The organism is Stenotrophomonas sp. LGBM10 (assembly GCF_046736075.1).
Classification (GTDB): domain Bacteria; phylum Pseudomonadota; class Gammaproteobacteria; order Xanthomonadales; family Xanthomonadaceae; genus Stenotrophomonas.
In genome coordinates, this window is the sequence record NZ_CP177163.1 from 3,728,556 (window position 1) to 3,746,177 (window position 17,622).

A 17,622-nucleotide genomic window follows, 5' to 3' on the forward strand; every position below is an offset into this window, starting at 1 on the left:
TGCGGGATGCCGGCGTGTAAGACGACGACAAAAGAAAAAAGTTCATCGCTGGGCCAGACCGAGGATGTCGTTGTAGAACGCCAATCCCATCAGTCCCGCCAGCAGCGCCAGGCCGATGTACTGACCGGCGGCCATGGCGCGCTCACTGAGCGGGCTGCCCTTGACCAACTCGATAAGGTAATACAGCAGGTGCCCGCCGTCCAAGATGGGGATGGGCAGCAGGTTGATGATGCACAGGCTCAGCGACAGCAGGGCCAGGAAATACAGGAACCAGTCCACCCCGCGCTTGGCGGTGCCATTGGCCACCTGGGCGATCGTGACCGGCCCGGAAACGTTCTTCAGGGAGGCATTGCCGGTCACGATGCGGCGCATCATGCCCAGCGAATCGCCCGCCAGACGGGCGGTTTCGCGCAATGCCACCGGCACGGCGGCGAACGGGCCGAATTTCAGCTCGGCGTCGTAGGCCGGGGCGTGGCCCTGCGGGAAGGCGATGCCGAGCTGCCAGGTGGGCTGGCCGCGGGGCCCCTTGCCCGGCTGGGGCGTCACTTCCAGCGCCAGGCGCTCGCCGGCGCGCAGCACGTCGATCATGCCCGGACCGCCGCGCTGGCCCAGCGCCAGCACCTGGGCCGGCACCTGGTCGGCGGCCTCGATGCGCTGGCCGTCCACGGCCACGATCAGGTCGCCCGGCAGCAGCACGCCTTCGGCGGCCGAGCCCGGCACCACGCTGTCCACCAGCGCCGGCTGCAGCCAGTACTGCCAGTTCAGGCCCGCCAGCACCGGCACGCGGCGCTCGTCGAAGCCGACGGGCAGCTGCGACAGGGGCAGGGTGCGGGTCTGCTGCTGGTCCTGGGTGTCCAGTACCTCGACCCGGGCGTCCTGACGGTCCATCGCGGCGGTGGTCAGGGCCATGCTGGCTTCGCCGGCGGTGACGACGTCGCGCCCGTCCACCCGCAGCACGCGGTCGCCGGCCTGCAGGCCGGCGGCCTGGGCCATGCCGGTGGTGCGGCCGATGGTGGCCGAATAATCCTGGCGGCCGATCACGAACATCGCCCAGAGCAGGAACACGCAGAGCAGCAGGTTGGCCAGCGGGCCGGCGGCGACGACCGCGATCCGCTGCCACACGGTCTTGTTGTTGAAGGCCTGCGAGCGCTCGGCGAGCGGTACCTCGACCTCGCGTTCGTCGAGCATCTTCACGTAGCCGCCGAGCGGAATGGCGGCAATGGCGAATTCGGTGCCGGCGCGGTTGCGGCGCATCCACAGCGGGCGGCCGAAGCCGACCGAGAAGCGCAGCACCTTGACCCCGCAGCGGCGGGCTACCCAGTAGTGGCCAAACTCATGGAAGGTCACCAGCAGGCCAAGGCTGACGATCATCCACCAGACCGATCCGATGAAGTCACCCATGAGCGATGGCAGCGTAAGTGGGAGCGAGGGGCATTCAGGCGGGGTCGATGGCGGCTTCGGTGATCTGGCGGGCACGGCGGTCCGCGCTCAGCAGGACCTCCAGTGTATCGGCGGACTCCACCGACAGTGTTGACAGAGCGTTAGCCACCAGCGCCGGAATGGCAAGGAAAGCGATCCGACCCTGAAGAAACGCTGAAACCGCTACTTCGTTGGCCGCATTGAGGATGGCCGGGGCGGTGCCGCCGGCTGCCATCGCCTGCCAGGCGAGCGCCAGGCAGGGGAACGCGTCGGTGTCGGGCGCCTCGAAATCCAGCCGGCCCTGGGTCAGCAGGTCCAGCCCGCCGACGCCGGATTCGATCCGGCGCGGCCAGCCGAGGCCAACCGCCAGGGTGGTGCGCATGTCCGGCAGGCCGAGCTGGGCCAGGGTGGAGCCGTCCACGAACTCGACCAGCGAATGGACCAGGCTCTGTGGGTGGACCAGCACGTCGATGCGCTCGCCGGGCACGTTGAACAGGTGGTGCGCCTCGATCACTTCGAGGCCTTTGTTCATCAACGTCGCCGAATCGACCGAGATCTTCGGGCCCATCGACCACTTCGGGTGCGCCACGGCCTGGGCCGGGGTGACCTGGGCCAGTTCGGCGCGGGTGCGCCCCCGGAACGGGCCGCCCGAGGCGGTGAGGATGATGCGGCGCACGCCGGCGCCGTCCAGGCTGGCATCGCAGGAGCGCAGGCACTGGAAGATGGCGCTGTGCTCGCTATCGATCGGGATGATTTCCGCGCCGGCGGCGGCCGCCTCGCGCATCAGCAGTTCGCCGGCCAGCACCAGCGATTCCTTGTTGGCCAGCAGGATGCGCTTGCCGACGCGGGCGGCGGCCAGCGTGGAGGACAGGCCGGCCGCGCCGACGATGGCGGCGACGAGGGTGTCGCAGGCATCGCTGGCGGCCAGGGAGTCCAGGGCGGCGGCGCCGGCGTGGGCCTCGGTAGCCAGGCCGGCGGCGCGCAGGCCATCACGCAGCGCCGGGTACAGGGCCTCGTCGGCGATCACCGCATGGTCCGGCCGGTGCGCCACGCACAGCGCGACCAGGGCGTCGACCTGGCGGCCGGCGGCCAGCACGCTGGCGCGGTACTGGTCGGGATGGCGCGCGATCACGTCCAGCGCGGATGCGCCGATCGAACCGGTGGCGCCGAACACGGCGACCTGGCGGGGGGCGTTGACGCTGGTCATGCTCAGAATCCGAAGATTTCCTTGCCGAGGGCGAACACCGGCAGGGCTGCCAGTACGCCGTCGACGCGGTCCAGCACGCCGCCGTGGCCGGGAATGATATGGCCCGAGTCCTTGGCGCCGGCGTGACGCTTGATCAGGCTCTCGAACAGGTCGCCCAGCACCGAGGCGAACACGGTGACCACGGCGGTGATGGTCAGGCCCACCAGATGGCCGCTGTCGACCCCGGCGAGGAAGCCGAAGCCCAGCGCCACCAGCAGGCCGGCAACCATGCCGCCGCCGAGGCCTTCCCAGGTCTTGTTGGGGCTGATCCGCGGTGCCAGCTTGGTGCGGCCGAAGGTGCGGCCGGCGAAGTAGGCGCCCGAATCGGCGGCCCACACCACCGCCAACGCGGTCAGCAGCCACAGGTGGCCATTGCTGCCGCTGGCATGGATCAGCACCAGCGAGGCCCAGGCCGGCACGATGGCCAGCGTGCCGGCCAGCAGCTTGAGCGCGCGCGCCGGGCTGCTGGGGCTGGCGCCGAAGTTGAAGAAGCGCAGCCAGACCAGCGCCAGCACCCACCAGCCGATGCCGATCAGCGCGGCGATCTGGTACAGCACCAGCGAGCCGTCGCCGGCCCACACGATCAGCACCATCAGCACCAGGTTCAGGACCAGCAGCACGGTACGGGCGAGAGTGTCGTCGACGTCGGCCAGCTTCAGCCACTCCCACAGGCCGATCAGGAACACGGCGGCGGCGGCGGCGGCCAGCCACGGGGTCGGCAGCATCAGGATGGCCGCGATGGCGACCGGCGCCATGATCAGGGCGGCGATGACTCGGGTTCTGGTCATGGGGTTGTGGTCTCGGTGGCCAGGGCGGCGATCTGGGCGCTGGTCAGGCCGAAACGACGTTCACGCGCGGCGTAGGCATCCAGGGCCTGCTGCAGGACGGCGGCGTCGAACTCGGGCCACAACACGTCGGTGAACCACAGTTCGGTATAGGCCAGCTGCCACAGCAGGAAATTGCTGATGCGGGTGTCGCCACCGGTGCGGATGAACAGATCCGGCGGCGGCAGGTCGGCCAGCGCGACGCGGCTGCCGAGCATGGCTTCGTCGATCTGCTCGGGCAGCAGGCGACCGGCCGCGACTTCGGCGGCAAGCTCGCGCGCGGCCTGCACGATGTCCTGGCGACCGCCGTAGCTGGCCGCGATGTTCAGGGTCATCGCGCGGTTGTCGGCGGTGCGCTGTTCGGCCAGCTGCATGCGGCTGACCAGGCCGGCGCCGAAGCGCTGGCGGTCACCGATGAAGCGCACGCGGACGCCACGGCGGTGCAGTTCGTCCACCTCGCGGTCGAGCGCATTGAGGAACAGCTTCATCAGCGCATCCACTTCCTCCTGCGGCCGTCCCCAGTTTTCACTGGAGAAGGCGAACAGGGTCAGCACGGCGATGCCGCGCTCCAGGCAGAAGTCGATGGTGCGGTTGACCGCGCGCGCGCCGGCACGATGGCCGATCACGCGCGGGCGACGACGCTTCTGTGCCCAGCGCCCGTTGCCATCCATGATGATGGCGAGGTGGCGGGGCAGGGGCGCGGCAGGGCCGCTGGACGGGGCTGAGGTCATGGGGGCTCAGACCGCCATCAGTTCCTTTTCTTTCTCGGCCACGACACTGTCGACGTCCTTGATGGACTTGTCGGTCAGCTTCTGGATGTCGTCTTCGCCGCGCTTCTTGTCGTCTTCGCTGATCGACTTGTCCTTGAGCAGCGCGGCAATCGCCTTGTTGGCGTCCTGGCGGATGTTGCGGATGGCGATCTTGGCGCCTTCGCCTTCCTTCTGCACCTGCTTGCCCAGCTCCTTGCGGCGCTCTTCGGTCGGCGGCGGCAGGTTCAGGCGGATCACGGTGCCGGCCACGTTCGGGGTCAGGCCGAGGTCGGAGGCATAGATGGCCTTCTCGACGTCCTTGATCATGCCCTTGTCGAACAGGGTGATGACCAGCGAATGGCCTTCGGAAACGCTGATCGACGCGACCTGGTTGAGCGGGGTGTCGGTGCCGTAGGCCTTGACGGTGATCCGGTCCAGCAGCGACGGCGATGCGCGGCCGGTGCGGATGGAGGTGAGGGTGTGCTTCAGAGCATCGATGCTCTTTGCCATGCGCGTCTGCGCGTCCTGCTTGATATCGTTGAGCATCGCCCGAATCCTGGATGTAACTGGAATCGGGCGATTATAGGCGAATACGGGCCGATACCGGGCCCATCGGGGCCAGTTCCGCCCCGCCGCGTGTGCTGCGGTTGCGGAATCGGCGCCGTTTGCCGGGGTGGCAGGGTTCAGGCGGCGGTGTCGCGGCCCTGCACCAGGGTGCCGATGTTCTCGCCGTGCAGGATCTTCAGCAGCTCGCCCGGCTGGCCCATGTCGAACACGCGCAGCGGCAGGTCGCTGTCGCGCGCCAGCGCGAAGGCGGCGGTGTCCATCACTTCCAGGCCGCGGCGGATCACTTCGTCGTAGCTCAGGGTGTCAAAGCGCACGGCATCGCTGTACTTGTTGGGGTCCTTGTCGTAGACGCCATCGACCTTGGTCGCCTTCAGCAGCAGGTCCGCGCCGATCTCGATCGCGCGCAGGGCGGCGCCGGAGTCGGTGGTGAAGAACGGGCTGCCGACGCCGGCGGCGAAGATCACCAGGCGGCCCTTTTCCAGGTGGCGGATGGCGCGGCGGCGGATGTAGTCCTCGCACACGTCGTTGATCTTGATGGCGCTCATCACGCGCGCCTTGGCGCCGAGCTTCTCCAGGGCGTCCTGCATGGCCAGCGCGTTGATCACGGTGGCGAGCATGCCCATCTGGTCGCCGGTGACGCGGTCCATGCCGCCGGCCGCCAGGCCAGCGCCGCGGAAGATGTTGCCGCCGCCGATGACGAGGGCGACTTCGGCCCCGGCCTGCTGGGCTTCGAGCACTTCACGCGCCAGCCGGTGGATCACCTTGGGGTCGATGCCGTAGTCCTCGTCTCCCATCAGCGCCTCCCCGGAAACTTTCAGCAGGATGCGGCGATAGGTGAGATTGGACATGGTGGCCTCTGGATGCGTGGAAAACGCGGGAATTCTACTGGAAGCCGGGCCGCGGGGCAGGATTATTTTGCTGCACTGCGGCGCCCGTGACGGTGCCGCCCGGGCCCTGTCGTGACCGCCCCGTTCAGGCCGGGGCAGAGCTCGGCGAGCGAGCGATGACGCGGTTGCGGCCCAGATTCTTGGAGCGGTACAGCACGTCGTCGGCAGCCTTCAACAAGTCCTGAACATCGGCAAAACGCTCGTAGCCGCCCTGGGTCGCAACGCCGGCCGAGAAGGTCACGAACAGGGGGCCTCCCTCCAGTTCGGCCATCGGGGTGTTGACGATGTTGGCCAGGACCCGGCGCACCACGTCCAGTGCCACCAGTTCGGTGGTGTTGGGCAGCAGGGCGATGAATTCCTCCCCGCCGAAGCGGGCCACGGTGTCGCTGTTGCGCAGCTGCTCCTGCAGTTTGCTGGCGAACATGCGCAGGACCTGGTCGCCCATCAGGTGGCCGTGGGCGTCGTTGATCTTCTTGAAGTCGTCCAGGTCGATGAACGCCACCGACAGCGGCCAGCCATGCCGGGTGGCGCGCAGGAACTCCTGCTCCAGCACGGCCTCGAGCTGGCGGCGGTTGAGTACGCCGGTGAGCGCGTCGCGGTGGGCCTGCTCGGCCAGCCGGTTGGCGCGCGCCTCGAACTCGTCGGCCCGCTTGCGGGCCTGGGCGGCATCCTGCATTTCGCGCAGGTTGCGCAGGGTGGCCAGTTCCTGGGCGTGGTCGATCAGCTGCTGGACGCGCGCCGGGGAGAACAGGGTGGTCTCGAACAGCGCGCCGATGTCCGGCAGCGCTTCGCTGATGCGGGCCAGGACCTGGTCGAACTGGGCACTGTCCAGCTGCAGCCGGGTGTTGACCAGGTGCAGGGCGTGTTCGCGGGCCGCATCGGCGTCGCGGCTGAGCCAGATGTCGGCGACCGCGCCCGAAACGGCGACGCAGGCCTGGAAGGTGTCTTCGGTGGCCTCGGGCTGCTCGCTGCGCGCGATGCTGTCCACCAGGTAGCGCGGCAGTGCCCACGCGTCGGCGATCCAGGCGCCGACGTCGGCATGGCTGCAGTCGAGGTGTTCGCGCTCGAGTGCCACCAGCGCCTCGTTGTCGGCGGCCTGGCGCAGCAGGGGCAGGTAGCGCTCCGGCTCGGCCTGGGCCAGGGCAAGTACGCCGATGTCCTGCAGCAGGCCGGCCAGCATCAGCTCTTCGGCCTTGCGCAGGCCGCGCGCCTGGCCCAGCAGGCTGGCGGCGAGGGCGCTGAGAATGCTGCGCCGCCACGCGCGTTCGCGCAGGTCCTGGCCTTCGCCCGGGCCGGTGAGGCCCTGGGTGACGGTGAAGCCCAGCGCGAGGCTGACGGTGGCGTTGAGGCCGAGCATGGTCAGCGCCTGGCCGAGGTTCTCGATCCGGCGGCGGCTGGCGTACAGCGGCGAGTTGGCGATGCGCAGCATGCGTGCGCTCAGCGCCATGTCGATGGCGATGATATCGGCGGCGGTGGTGATGTCCGCTTCCGGGTCCTGCGCCAGCTCGATGATGCGCAAGGCGATACCGGGCGGCGAGGGCAGGTTGCGGCAGAGCGCCAGGGCGGCTGTCAGCTCGGGAGGCATGGCGGGGCTATTGATGTGTTGTGGCAAGAATACATGGTGTGCGTCACAGATTTGAGCGTGGATTCTTGCGTTGTGATGGAAACTGACGTTGGCAATAGTGCGCCGATGCGCCATGCAAGGCAAAACCAGTGGGCAGACTGCATGTGGCAGGCGCGACAGGTTCTTTGGTAACACATCCGCCGGCGAATGGGGGGAATGGCGGATGGGGGCGGGCCGCGCCGCGGCGCGGCGAAGTCCACCGTGGGCACCCGCAGGGCGCTACCATTCGCGCTCTCAATCCCAAGGACGTTGTCCCCATGACCGTGAAGTCGCTTCAGGAATTCCTGTCCACCACGCAGGAAAAGGATGTCAGTGCCGATGCGTTCGAGCTGGAAAGCCCGCGCATGCTGGAGGTGCGTGTCGATGGGCTGGTCTGGGCCAAGGCGGGGTCGATGGTGGCGCGCAAGGGCGGGGTGAAGTTCACCCGGCAGGGCATCCTGGAGCAGGGGCTGGGGACGCTGCTGAAAAAGATGGTGAGCGGCGAAGGCCTGCAGCTGATGAAGGTGGAAGGGCAGGGGCGGGTGTACCTGGCCGATGCGGGCAAGAAGGTGACCCTGCTGCGCTTGGCGGGCGAGTCGATCTTCGTCAACGGCAACGACGTGCTGGCCTTCGAAACCGGGATCGAGTCGAAGATCACGATGATGAAGAAGGTCGCGGGGATGCTGTCCGGCGGGTTGTTCAACATCAAATTGAGTGGGCACGGGATCGTGGCGGTGACGTCGCACTACGAGCCGATGACGCTGCGGGTGACGGCGCAGGGCGGCCCGGTGTTTACCGATCCGAACGCGACGGTGGCGTGGTCGGGTTCACTGGCGCCGGAAGTGGTGGCGGACGTGTCGCTGGGCACGCTGGTCGGCCGCGGGTCGGGCGAGAGCCTGCAGATGAAGTTCGCCGGTGAAGGCTGGGTGGTGGTGCAGCCTTACGAGGAAGTGTCGTTCCAGTCCAAGGGCTGAGGCGGTTGTGCGGTTGCGGTTGCGCTGGCAACTGCAACTGCAACTGCAACGCGTCATTTTGCCCGGGGTGGGTCGGCGTGGGCGACTTGGCGGGACACGCCGTGAATACGTCCATGTAGGCTTGTCGAAAACATCCGTGTTTTCGACAGTCCCGCCAACCCACCCACGCCAACCCTCCACACATGGGCGGTGTGCGGAGAGAAAGCGGCATGCCGCGCAAGAAACGCCCCTTGCATGCCGCACACATGAACCTATGCAGAGGAGGGCGGGCAGCCCCATGCGGGACTGTCGAAAACATGGATGTTTTCGCCAAGCCCCCAAGGATGGGTTTACGGCGTGTCCCGCATGGGGCTGCCCGTCCTCCTTCCGCGCGGAAGGTCGAGACGCTGCTCTTGGCGGAAAGCCGCAGAAGGCCAATGTTCTTTCGGGCACAGCACCAAGACGCTGCTCTTCGCAAAAAACACCCAAATGCCACCCACAAAAAAACCCGGCCGAAGCCGGGTTTTTTCGTCATCGTGCCAGCGCCGAAGCGCAGGCGGGATGGATCAGGCCAGACCGGCCTGCTTCATCACTTCGGCCGCGTAGTCTTCCACGACCTTCTCGATGCCTTCGCCAACGGCCAGGCGCTTGAAGCCGATCACGTCGCCGCCAGCGGCCTTCAGGACCTGCTCGACCGACTGGTTGGTGTCCAGCACGTACGGCTGGCCGTACAGGGTCACTTCGTTGACGATCTTGGCGATCTTGCCGCTGATGATCTTTTCCAGGATGTCGGCCGGCTTGGACTTGTCCTTGTCGGACATCTTGGCCAGTTCGATTTCCTTTTCCTTCGCCACGAAGTCGGCCGGCACATCGGCAGCCTTGTTGTGCGGCGGGTTCATGGCAGCCACGTGCATGGCCAGGCCACGGGCCAGGTCGGCGTCGCCGCCGGCCAGTTCAACCAGCACGCCGATGCGGCCGCCGTGCACGTAGGCAGCGACGTTGTTGGTCGATTCCAGACGCACGATGCGACGCACATCGACCTTCTCGCCGACCTTGGCGATGACGGCGGCGCGGGCTTCTTCGACGGTCTCGCCGGTCGGCAGCTTGGCGGCCTTCAGCGCGTCGATGTCGGCAGCGCCCGAGCTCAGGGCGGTGGCGGCAACGGCCTTGGTGAAGTCCAGGAAGTTGCTGTCCTTGGCGACGAAGTCGGTTTCGGAGTTGACTTCGACCAGCACGGCCTTGTTGCCGTCCTGGGCGGCCACGATGATGCCTTCGGCAGCAACGCGGTCAGCCTTCTTGTCGGCCTTGGCCAGGCCCGACTTGCGCAGCCATTCGGCAGAGGCGTCGATGTCGCCGCCATTTTCGGTGAGTGCCTTCTTGCACTCCATCATGCCGGCGCCGGTGCGCTCGCGCAGTTCCTTGACCAGGGAAGCAGTGATTTCCACGGGATTTCCTCACGAAAGAAAGGGGTTGGGCCGGCATGGTGGCCGGCCCGTGTGACAGTGTCCTGTCGTCGCGCCGTCGGCAGCGGACAGGATCGGTGGGCGCGTGGCGCCCACCAGAGGCCTGGATCAGGCCTGGGCTTCGCCCTTGTCGGCAGCAGCCTTCTTGGCCGGTGCGCGGCGAGCCGGCTTGCCTTCTTCGGCGGCCGGGGCTTCGGCGAACTCTTCTTCACGGACGGTGGCAGCGTGCGGAGCAGCAGCCTTGCCTTCCAGCACGGCGTCGGCAGCGGCGCGGGCGTACAGCTGCACAGCGCGGATGGCGTCGTCGTTGCCCGGGATCGCGTAGTCGACCAGTTCCGGGTTGTAGTTGGTGTCGACGACAGCGATCACCGGGATGCCGAGCTTCTTGGCTTCCTTGATGGCGATGTCTTCGTGGCCGATGTCGATGACGAAGATCGCGTCCGGCAGACGGTTCATGTCCTTGATGCCGCCCAGCGAGGCTTCCAGCTTGTCACGCTCGCGACGCAGGCCCAGCACTTCGTGCTTGACCAGCTTGTCGAAGCTGCCGTCGGTTTCGCCGGCTTCCAGTTCCTTCAGGCGGGCAACCGACTGCTTGACGGTACGGAAGTTGGTCAGGGTGCCGCCCAGCCAACGCTGGTTCATGAACGGCATGCCGCAACGCTCGGCTTCTTCGCGGATCGATTCGCGGGCGCTGCGCTTGGTGCCCAGGAACAGGATGGTGCCGCGCTTCTGGGCAACGCTGGAAATGAAGTTCATCGCGTCATTGAAGAGCGGAACGGTCTTTTCCAGGTTGATGATGTGGATCTTGCCGCGGGCGCCGAAGATGTACTGGCCCATCTTGGGGTTCCAGTAACGGGTCTGGTGGCCGAAGTGGACGCCGGCTTCCAGCATCTGACGCATGGTGACCTGGGGCATTGCAATACTCCTGAGTGGGAACCGGCCGCCACGGGTAATAGTTGGGCGGTCCGCCGTGAGGCGGGTGGTTCCGGGGTTGGGCTTCCCGGTCGTCTCCGTGGCCGAACTCCTTGCGGAGCACCCCGGCACGGATGGGGACGACAGGTGTGGATTCACCGGTGACGTCCGGTGTGGACGGTTTTCACGCGAAGAGCGCGGGAAATCCCGTCGATTATAGCCCGGCTGCGGTGGCCGGCGCAATTGGCGGGGTGGCCGGGGCCAGATCGGCCTCGCCGGCATCGTCCAGGCGGGCCCGGAAATGGCCGCCGCGGTAGCCGTCCGCCCGCACGGGCAGGGGCCACTGGCGCGCGTGGCCAGGCAGGACATAGCCGGCCAGGCCGGCGATCAGCAGGTGGCGCTGGCCGCGTGGATCGACGAAGGCGAGGTCGGCCAGGCGGACGTGGCGGCCGCCGCCATTGTAAAGGTGCAGCGCCGGTGCGGGCTGTTCCCCGCCCAGCGCCACGGTCAGTGCCGGCGGGCGGTCCAAGGGGCCCACGGGCGCAAGGAACACCGGCAGCGAAACCTGCAGGGGCGGGCTGTCCGGGCCGGCACGGAGCAGCAGGCGGTAGCCGCGCTCCTGTGTCACCGGGGCGCTGTCCAGGCGCACCACGCGCACCCGCTGCCGCGCTCCAGGCGCGATGTCCAGCAGGGGTGGGCTCAGGGCCACGTCGTCGGCCGGAGTGAGCACCTCCTGGTCGGGCGTCTGTTCCCAGCGATACAGCCGTGCCTGGCCGTGCCATGCGATCGGGTGGGTGTTGTGCAGCCAGAGTTCGCCGTGGGCGCTGCCGGCGGGAAGGGTCAGCCGCAACGGCGAGACCTCCAGCGCCTGCCCGGCGGCGGTGCCGGGCAACAGCGCCGACAGTGCCAGCAGCGCCGCCTGCACGGTCAGAAGATGAACGTGGGCGGCCATGCGCGATCCGGTCCGGGCGGGGCGGTCTCATCGCGCGGGGCCAGGGCCTGTACCTGGGCCGGCGGCGGGGTGCCGTCGCTGCTGCGCTGGTGGGCGGCCGGGCAGGCATCGGCCGGGGCGCCGGACGGCAGGCGGCAGGCATCGACCACCCGCAGGGTGATCCGCAGGGGCGTATCGGGGGCGCAGAACGCAGTAGGAGCGGCGAGGCTGGCGATCAGGCTCAACGCCAGCAGGGGGGCGGAACGGCGGCGGGTCATCCACGTCGACAGCAGGAAGGGCGACGGGGTTATCGGCGCCGCGCCGCCGCGCTTGAGTGGCGCTGCCAGCCTAGAACGTGATGGTGACCTGGACGCGGTCGTTGTAGCTGCCTTCGGCCACCGCGCCAACGGTGGCCGGTGCGCGGCCGTAGACGGTGATCGGCTGCGCGCTGCCGGTGCCGGTCTGGGCGAGGGTGTCCACGTTCTGCGTGTTGCCCCAGCGCAGGGTGCGCGCGCTGTCGAGGTACAGCTCATAGGGGATGGTGTAGGCGGCATTGGAGACATGCCGCATCCGCCGCACGCTGGTGCCGCCGGCATACAGGCCGTTGTCCAGCGCGACCGTGAACGGCGTGCGCTTCAGGCAGGTGGTGGTGATGGTGGAGGTCTGGTCGATGGGGGTGGCAATGCTGCCGGCGCGGCTGCCGAAGTCCATGTCGGTGGCGACCGTGGCGCTGCACTGCGCCAGCACGTTGGCGGTGACGGTGAACGGGAAGGCGTTGGTGGCGGTCTTGTGCCCGGTGGTGCCGGCGGTGCAGCTCGCCGGTGTGGTCGAGCCGCCCAGGAGGACTTCGTTGTAGGCGTATTCCAGGGTGACCGCGCTGCCGGAGAAACTGCTGGTGTAGCTGCCGAAGGCCAGGGCCTGGTTGGCCGGGATCCGGCCGTAGAGGGTCAGCGTGACTTCGCCATTGCCGCCAAGGACGGGCACCGGGTACTTCAGGTCCACCACCTGCGCGGGGGGCGTTCCGCCCGGCAGCAGTCCCCACGGGATGGTGCGCGCGGCATCGGTGTACAGCTGGAATGCCATGCTGTCGCCGAAGGTGTTGGTGATGCCGCGGAACGGGGACAGGGTGGTGCCCGTGCTGCCGGTTCCAATGCCCACGCAGACCCGTACCGAGGCGTCGGCGAGCAGCGACAGGCCCACGGTGCTGCACTGGATCTTGAACGAGACCATCACATTGGTCGGGGCCGCTGCGCCATCGGTGATGGTGCCGAAGGCGAGCGTGCCGGGCGCTGTCGCGGTGCAGGTGGTGGCAGCCTGCGCCGGTGCCAGCCACAGGCAGGCCAGCAGCGCCGCCAGCTGCAGCCTGCTGCGCCAGGTGCCGTTCATGGCAGCACCGGCTGGCAGGACAGCGGGCCGATGCGCAGTGGCGTTCCGTCGGCCGTGCCGACCACCGCGACCTCCACATCGCAGCGGCCGGTTTCGGTTTCCACGCGCAGCCGGCTCTGTGCGGGCAGGTCCTCGAGGTAGGCCTCGCCGTCGTAACCGACGGTGGTCTGGCGGCCATCGGGCAGGTGCACGCGGCTGCCGGGAGGCAGCGCTGCGCCCTGCGGATCGTGCAGTATCACGGTGGCCTGGCGGGTCCGCCGCAGCCCGAACGCAACGCCCAGCCCGGCGTTCTGGCGCGGGGTCACCCAGGTATCGACCCGGTCCGCGCGCATCTCGGCCGGCAGGTCCAGCGTGTCGATGGACAGGCGGTTGCGCTGCCAGGACAGCAGCGGGGTGACCAGCAGCAGCCCGTTGGCGTCGGTCACCCCGATCAGGCGGTTCTCCAGCCGCACCGGGATGCCGCCGAACCCATTGGTGGACACCACCGCGAATGCGTCGGGGACCTCGCGTGCGGCGAACGCATGGCCGCCCATCCAGACCAGGCTGCCGGCCGCGCTGGCATAGGCGTAGGTGGCATCACCTTGGCGCGATGCGCCCAGCGCGTAGCGGCCCACCCGGTTCAGCCAGCCCAGTTCGGCCAGGCCGCCTGCGCCGCCGTCGCCGTCGCGCGCCTGCAGCCGCCAGCCGAATCCGCCCTGGCTGCCGTCGCCCGGCACCGGCTGGGAGACATCCACGGCATACAGGCTGCGCTCGCCGTTGCGCTGGGCCGAGACGCTGCTCTGGCGGTTGCGGCCCAGGCTGGCCGACACCGACAGGTAAACGCTCCGGTCGTCGCGGTCGGACAGGTCCTGGTTGAACGAGAGGTAGGCCGACCAGCGCTCGGAGAAGGTCTTGTTCCAGAACAGGCTGGCGTAGCGGTTGTCGTCGCCGTCGGGATACGACAGGCGCAGGTAGCTGGCGCTGATCGCCCCGGCGCGTCCCAGGGTCAGGCCCAGGGTGAGCTGGTCGGTGACATCGGGGGGCAGGGCATCCTGCAGTGCGCCCAGGTCGCGGTAGTCGCCGTGGGTACGGCGGGTGGCGGCATTGAGGTTGAAGCGCCGGTTGTTCCAGCTGTAGCCCAGCGCCCATTGGCCGCCTTCGCGCCCGTCCGCGCGGCTGCGGGCATAGGCCGCGTTGAACACGCCGCCGGCGCCGAGCAGCCACCAGCCGCCGGCCCCGGCGTTGGCCACGCCGCCACCGCCTTCGGCATGGGCCTCGGCGGTGAAGCGGTTGCTGACGCCGTGGCGCCAGGTGCCGCTGGCCAGCACCGGGGTGTCGTAGTCGAAAGAGCGGATGCCGTACGCGCGGCGCATCCGGCCCACGCCGAACGACCAGTCGGTGAGGCCCCGGGCGAGCAGTTGCTGGGCGCCGTAAAACGCGAAGTCCACGGTCTGCATGCGCCCGTAGGCGTCGGTGATCACCACCTGGGCGTTGCCTGCGCCGCTGATGCCGGGCTGGGCGGCGAGCTGGAACGGTCCCACGGGCACGTCGCCGTTGTACTGACGCAGCCCATCCACGTACAGCTCCACGCTGGATGGCACCACCGCCTCGCCAAGGAAGGTGGGGGTGGGCGTCAGGACGCGATACGGCTGCAGCCCGTAGTTGCGGCCGATCTGCACGCCGCCCATGCGCACCGGGCGACTCCAGTCGACGAAGCCGCTGAAGAAGTCGCCGACGGTGAGCGTGGTGGCGCTGTCGGGGAAATCCAGTTCCCAGCGGCTGTCCAGGCGGACGCTTTCACCGCGCCAGTCGCCGCTGCGGCCGTCCTGGTAGGTGCGCAGCAGCTGGGTGCTTTCCAGCACGCCACGGCCCAGTCCGAAGATGCGCCATTGCGTGGTGAGCGCCAGGTTGCCCGCGTTCTGGTTGTGGCTGGCATACACGTCGTAATTGAGCAGGGCGCCCGGTGACGCGCTGGCCACCGGTGTGGGCTCGGCCGCGCGTTCCAGCAGGCTGGTGGGCAGGGTCAACTGCGACAGCGGCGCGTCCAGTGCCAGGGTCTGCAGCGCGGCGTCGTAGCGCACCACGACGCCGCTCAGCGCATCCAGCGGCAGCGGGGCGTCGCCACGCACACTGAAACCGAGCTGGCGCAGGGTGGCGGCCGGGGCCATCAGGCGGCCGGCGTCCAGCGAGAACGGCAGCAGGCCGCGCGGACTGCGGTTCAAGGTGACGTCCAGGTACAGCGTCTGCGCCGCCGTCAACGGGGTGGGGGGCGGCAGCAGGGCTTCGCCCGACGCGCCGATGTCGGCCTCCGCCGCGCTCGCGGCCGAGGGCAACAGGCTTGCAGCCAGCGCCATCCGCACGCAGGCCTCAGCGAGACGGTGGCGCAAGGGGGAGCGGGGTCTGGGCCTGCTCGCCATTGATCTTCGCCGAAAGCGTGCCGCCCGCCATCCGGGCTGCGGTGATCTCCAGGGGCCAGCGCATGGTCTGGCCGCTCAGCACGTACCCGAGCAGGCCCGGCTGCACGATCTGCGGCCGGGCGGGGTCGCCCAGGGCGAGGTCGGCGATCTGGGCATAGCTGTTGCCACGGTTGTGCACCTGCAAGCCGATGCGCCCCTGCCCGAGGTCGACCACGCTGGCCTCCAGGTCCGGGGCCGGTGGTTGTCCGTCGGCGGGCTGCACGAAGACCGGAAGCGAATAGCGCAGCACGAACTGCATGCCGCGGCGGGCCGGGTCCAGCGTGGGCACCTCGTCGACGATCACCCGGTAGGCCAGCTGTGTGGCGGGGGCCTCCGGCTGCGCGCGGACCACCCGGATCAGCTGCTGCTGGCCGGCGGCCAGCGACTGCATCGGCGGGCTTACCGCCAGCTCCGTGGTGGGTTCGAGCGCGTCCTTGCCGTCGCGCTGGGTCCAGCGGAACACCCGTGCCTGTACCTCCACCGGCGCGGTGCCGCTGTTGCTCACCCACAAGGCATCCGCATTCTGGCGCGGCGTGAGCTGCAGCGAGGTCGGCGCCACCTGCAGGCTCGCAGCCTGGGCTGCGCCGGCGATGCCCAGCCACAGCCAGGGCAACGCCCGCCATGCCGACGCCGCGGGTCGCCGTGGGCGGCCCCGTCCGAATGTCAGCATGGCAACCTCAGTAGGAAATGGTGGCGGTGACGGTGTCCTGGTAGCTACCGGTGGCGGCGTTGTTGACGCTGGGATTGGCGACCTGGCCGTACACGTTGTAGGCCAGCGGCAGCCCCGTGCCGGTGCCGGCCACGGTGTTGGTCCCCGCGGTGGCGCCCCATACGGTGTTGTGGCCGGCGTCCTGGTACAGCTGGTAGCCGACGAAATTGTTGGTGGTCACCGCCGCATTGGTGTTTTTCATGCGCCGGGTGGTGACGTCATTGGCCGTCCCTGCGTTGGAGCCGGCATTGAGCGCGATGGTGTACGGGGTCAGTGCCGAGCACTGGGCGGTGATCGTGCCCTGGGCATTGGACGGGCTGGTGGCGGTGGACAGCGCACTGCCGAAATCCACGTCCGTGGCGGCTGCCGCGGTGATCGTGCAGGCCTTGGTAATGATGATTTTGACGTTGAAGGTGGTCGTGTCGGCCGCCAGGGCGGAGCTGGACAGGGCGGCCAGGCCGACGCCGAAAAGCAGGGGACGCAGGGATCGCATGGGCATTCTCCTTGGACGGGGGTCCTGGATGTTCAGGTCGATGCTGACGTACTGCAGGCAACGGGCGCCGGGCTGGCGCTACCCTGCTTATAGGAGCGGGGTTGTCGGGGGGGCGTGAGGAAATCTGGCCGGATTTGGCGTTTTTTACGTTCACATGGCGCGCGGCGAGGCCGGGTCCCCGGTCAGCCAGCCGAACCTGGGCTGTCAGCGTTCCAGCCGGCCCCGTTCAGTCTGGCTCCGGATCGGCGATAATGGTCGCCATGAGCGTGAATCTGAAAACCCCCCAGGAAATCGAACTGATGCGCATCGCCGGCCGTCTGGCCAGCGAGGTGCTCGACATCGTCACCCCGCACGTCAAGCCGGGCGTGACGACCGAAGAGCTGGACCGCATCTGCCACGACCACATCATCAACGTGCAGAAGGCCACGCCGGCCAACGTCGGCTACCGGGGCTTCCCGAAGACCGTCTGCACGTCGGTGAACAACGTCATCTGCCACGGCATTCCCAGCGAAGCCAAGGTCCTCAAGGACGGCGACATCGTCAACATCGACGTCACCGTGATCAAGGATGGCTGGCACGGCGACACCAGCCGCATGTACTACGTCGGCACCCCGTCGGTGATGGCCAAGCGCCTGGTCGACACGACGTATGAAGCGATGTGGCGCGGCATCCGCGCGGTCAAGCCGGGCGCGACGCTGGGCGATATCGGCCATGCGATCCAGAGCTATGCCGAAGCCGAGCGCTTCAGCGTGGTGCGCGAGTACTGCGGCCACGGCATCGGCAAGATCTACCACGACGAACCGCAGGTGATGCACTACGGGCGCCCGGGCCAGGGACTGGTGCTGCAGCCGGGCATGACCTTCACCATCGAGCCGATGATCAACGAAGGCACCCGCTACAACAAAGTGCTGCCGGATGGCTGGACCGTGGTGACCAAGGACCGCAAGCTGTCGGCGCAGTGGGAGCACATGATCGCGGTCACCGAGACCGGCGTGGACGTGCTGACCCTCTCGCCCGGCGAATCGCAGGTCTGAGCATGCTGCCG

Annotated in this window: 17 protein-coding genes; 2 read left to right on the forward strand and 15 right to left on the reverse strand. The window is 68.5% G+C overall.

Going from position 1 to position 17,622, the window contains the following annotated elements:
- Window positions 1-42: 42 nt before the first annotated feature.
- The 7 genes from rseP to ACLB90_RS16285 form a co-directional block, all read right to left on the reverse strand.
- Window positions 43-1,401 carry an RIP metalloprotease RseP gene (gene rseP / locus ACLB90_RS16255; protein ID WP_411850436.1) on the reverse strand — a complete coding sequence of 453 codons (1,359 nt, stop codon included), beginning with the start codon at window positions 1,399-1,401 and terminating at the stop codon, window positions 43-45.
- Window positions 1,402-1,435: 34 nt separating this feature from the next.
- On the reverse strand, window positions 1,436-2,626 hold the full coding sequence (locus tag ACLB90_RS16260) for a 1-deoxy-D-xylulose-5-phosphate reductoisomerase (protein ID WP_411850437.1): 1,191 nt from the start codon (window positions 2,624-2,626) through the stop codon (window positions 1,436-1,438).
- Window positions 2,627-2,628: 2 nt separating this feature from the next.
- Window positions 2,629-3,453 (reverse strand): phosphatidate cytidylyltransferase, encoded by an 825-nt coding sequence (locus ACLB90_RS16265; RefSeq protein WP_411850438.1) that lies wholly within the window; start codon window positions 3,451-3,453, stop codon window positions 2,629-2,631.
- On the reverse strand, window positions 3,450-4,220 hold the full coding sequence (gene uppS / locus ACLB90_RS16270; protein ID WP_411850439.1) for a polyprenyl diphosphate synthase: 771 nt from the start codon (window positions 4,218-4,220) through the stop codon (window positions 3,450-3,452). The genes ACLB90_RS16265 and uppS overlap by 4 nt, the downstream gene beginning before the upstream one ends.
- A gap of 6 nt (window positions 4,221-4,226) precedes the next feature.
- Window positions 4,227-4,784 carry a ribosome recycling factor gene (frr, locus tag ACLB90_RS16275; protein WP_017355310.1) on the reverse strand — a complete coding sequence of 186 codons (558 nt, stop codon included), beginning with the start codon at window positions 4,782-4,784 and terminating at the stop codon, window positions 4,227-4,229.
- A gap of 137 nt (window positions 4,785-4,921) precedes the next feature.
- Window positions 4,922-5,653: a UMP kinase gene (pyrH, locus tag ACLB90_RS16280; protein WP_411850440.1), complete on the reverse strand. Its 732-nt coding sequence runs from the start codon at window positions 5,651-5,653 to the stop codon at window positions 4,922-4,924.
- A 124-nt stretch (window positions 5,654-5,777) separates the two neighbouring features.
- On the reverse strand, window positions 5,778-7,277 hold the full coding sequence (locus tag ACLB90_RS16285; RefSeq protein WP_411850441.1) for a GGDEF domain-containing protein: 1,500 nt from the start codon (window positions 7,275-7,277) through the stop codon (window positions 5,778-5,780).
- Window positions 7,278-7,573: 296 nt separating this feature from the next.
- Here ACLB90_RS16285 and ACLB90_RS16290 point away from each other — a divergent pair, with 296 nt between their 5' ends.
- On the forward strand, window positions 7,574-8,269 hold the full coding sequence (locus ACLB90_RS16290) for an AIM24 family protein (protein WP_411850442.1): 696 nt from the start codon (window positions 7,574-7,576) through the stop codon (window positions 8,267-8,269).
- 545 nt (window positions 8,270-8,814) lie between these two features.
- Here ACLB90_RS16290 and tsf read toward each other — a convergent pair.
- The 8 genes from tsf to ACLB90_RS16330 all read right to left on the reverse strand — a co-directional run bounded on the left by tsf (window position 8,815) and on the right by ACLB90_RS16330 (window position 16,577).
- On the reverse strand, window positions 8,815-9,693 hold the full coding sequence (tsf, locus tag ACLB90_RS16295; RefSeq protein ID WP_411850443.1) for a translation elongation factor Ts: 879 nt from the start codon (window positions 9,691-9,693) through the stop codon (window positions 8,815-8,817).
- A gap of 126 nt (window positions 9,694-9,819) precedes the next feature.
- A complete protein-coding gene (gene rpsB / locus ACLB90_RS16300; RefSeq protein WP_411850444.1) occupies window positions 9,820-10,626 on the reverse strand; it encodes a 30S ribosomal protein S2 in 807 nt (268 codons plus the stop codon).
- A 211-nt stretch (window positions 10,627-10,837) separates the two neighbouring features.
- The gene (locus tag ACLB90_RS16305; protein ID WP_411850445.1) at window positions 10,838-11,575 is read right to left on the reverse strand and encodes a molecular chaperone; all 738 of its coding nucleotides are present in this window, start codon (window positions 11,573-11,575) and stop codon (window positions 10,838-10,840) included.
- Window positions 11,551-11,832, reverse strand: coding sequence for a hypothetical protein (locus ACLB90_RS16310; RefSeq protein ID WP_411850446.1), 282 nt, complete (start codon window positions 11,830-11,832; stop codon window positions 11,551-11,553). The genes ACLB90_RS16305 and ACLB90_RS16310 overlap by 25 nt, the downstream gene beginning before the upstream one ends.
- 70 nt (window positions 11,833-11,902) lie before the next feature.
- Window positions 11,903-12,940, reverse strand: coding sequence for a spore coat U domain-containing protein (locus ACLB90_RS16315; RefSeq protein WP_411850447.1), 1,038 nt, complete (start codon window positions 12,938-12,940; stop codon window positions 11,903-11,905).
- Window positions 12,937-15,273, reverse strand: a complete 2,337-nt coding sequence (locus ACLB90_RS16320; RefSeq protein WP_411850448.1) for a fimbria/pilus outer membrane usher protein — start codon at window positions 15,271-15,273, stop codon at window positions 12,937-12,939. Before ACLB90_RS16320 ends, ACLB90_RS16315 begins: the two co-directional genes overlap by 4 nt.
- Before the next feature lie 13 nt (window positions 15,274-15,286).
- Complete coding sequence (locus tag ACLB90_RS16325) at window positions 15,287-16,045, reverse strand: molecular chaperone (protein ID WP_411850449.1); 759 nt, start codon at window positions 16,043-16,045, stop codon at window positions 15,287-15,289.
- Between the two features lie 7 nt (window positions 16,046-16,052).
- A complete protein-coding gene (locus ACLB90_RS16330) occupies window positions 16,053-16,577 on the reverse strand; it encodes a spore coat U domain-containing protein (RefSeq protein ID WP_411850450.1) in 525 nt (174 codons plus the stop codon).
- Between the two features lie 260 nt (window positions 16,578-16,837).
- Between ACLB90_RS16330 and map the strand changes: the two genes are divergently transcribed.
- Window positions 16,838-17,611 carry a type I methionyl aminopeptidase gene (gene map / locus ACLB90_RS16335; protein ID WP_411850451.1) on the forward strand — a complete coding sequence of 258 codons (774 nt, stop codon included), beginning with the start codon at window positions 16,838-16,840 and terminating at the stop codon, window positions 17,609-17,611.
- The last annotated feature ends 11 nt before the right edge of the window (window positions 17,612-17,622 follow it).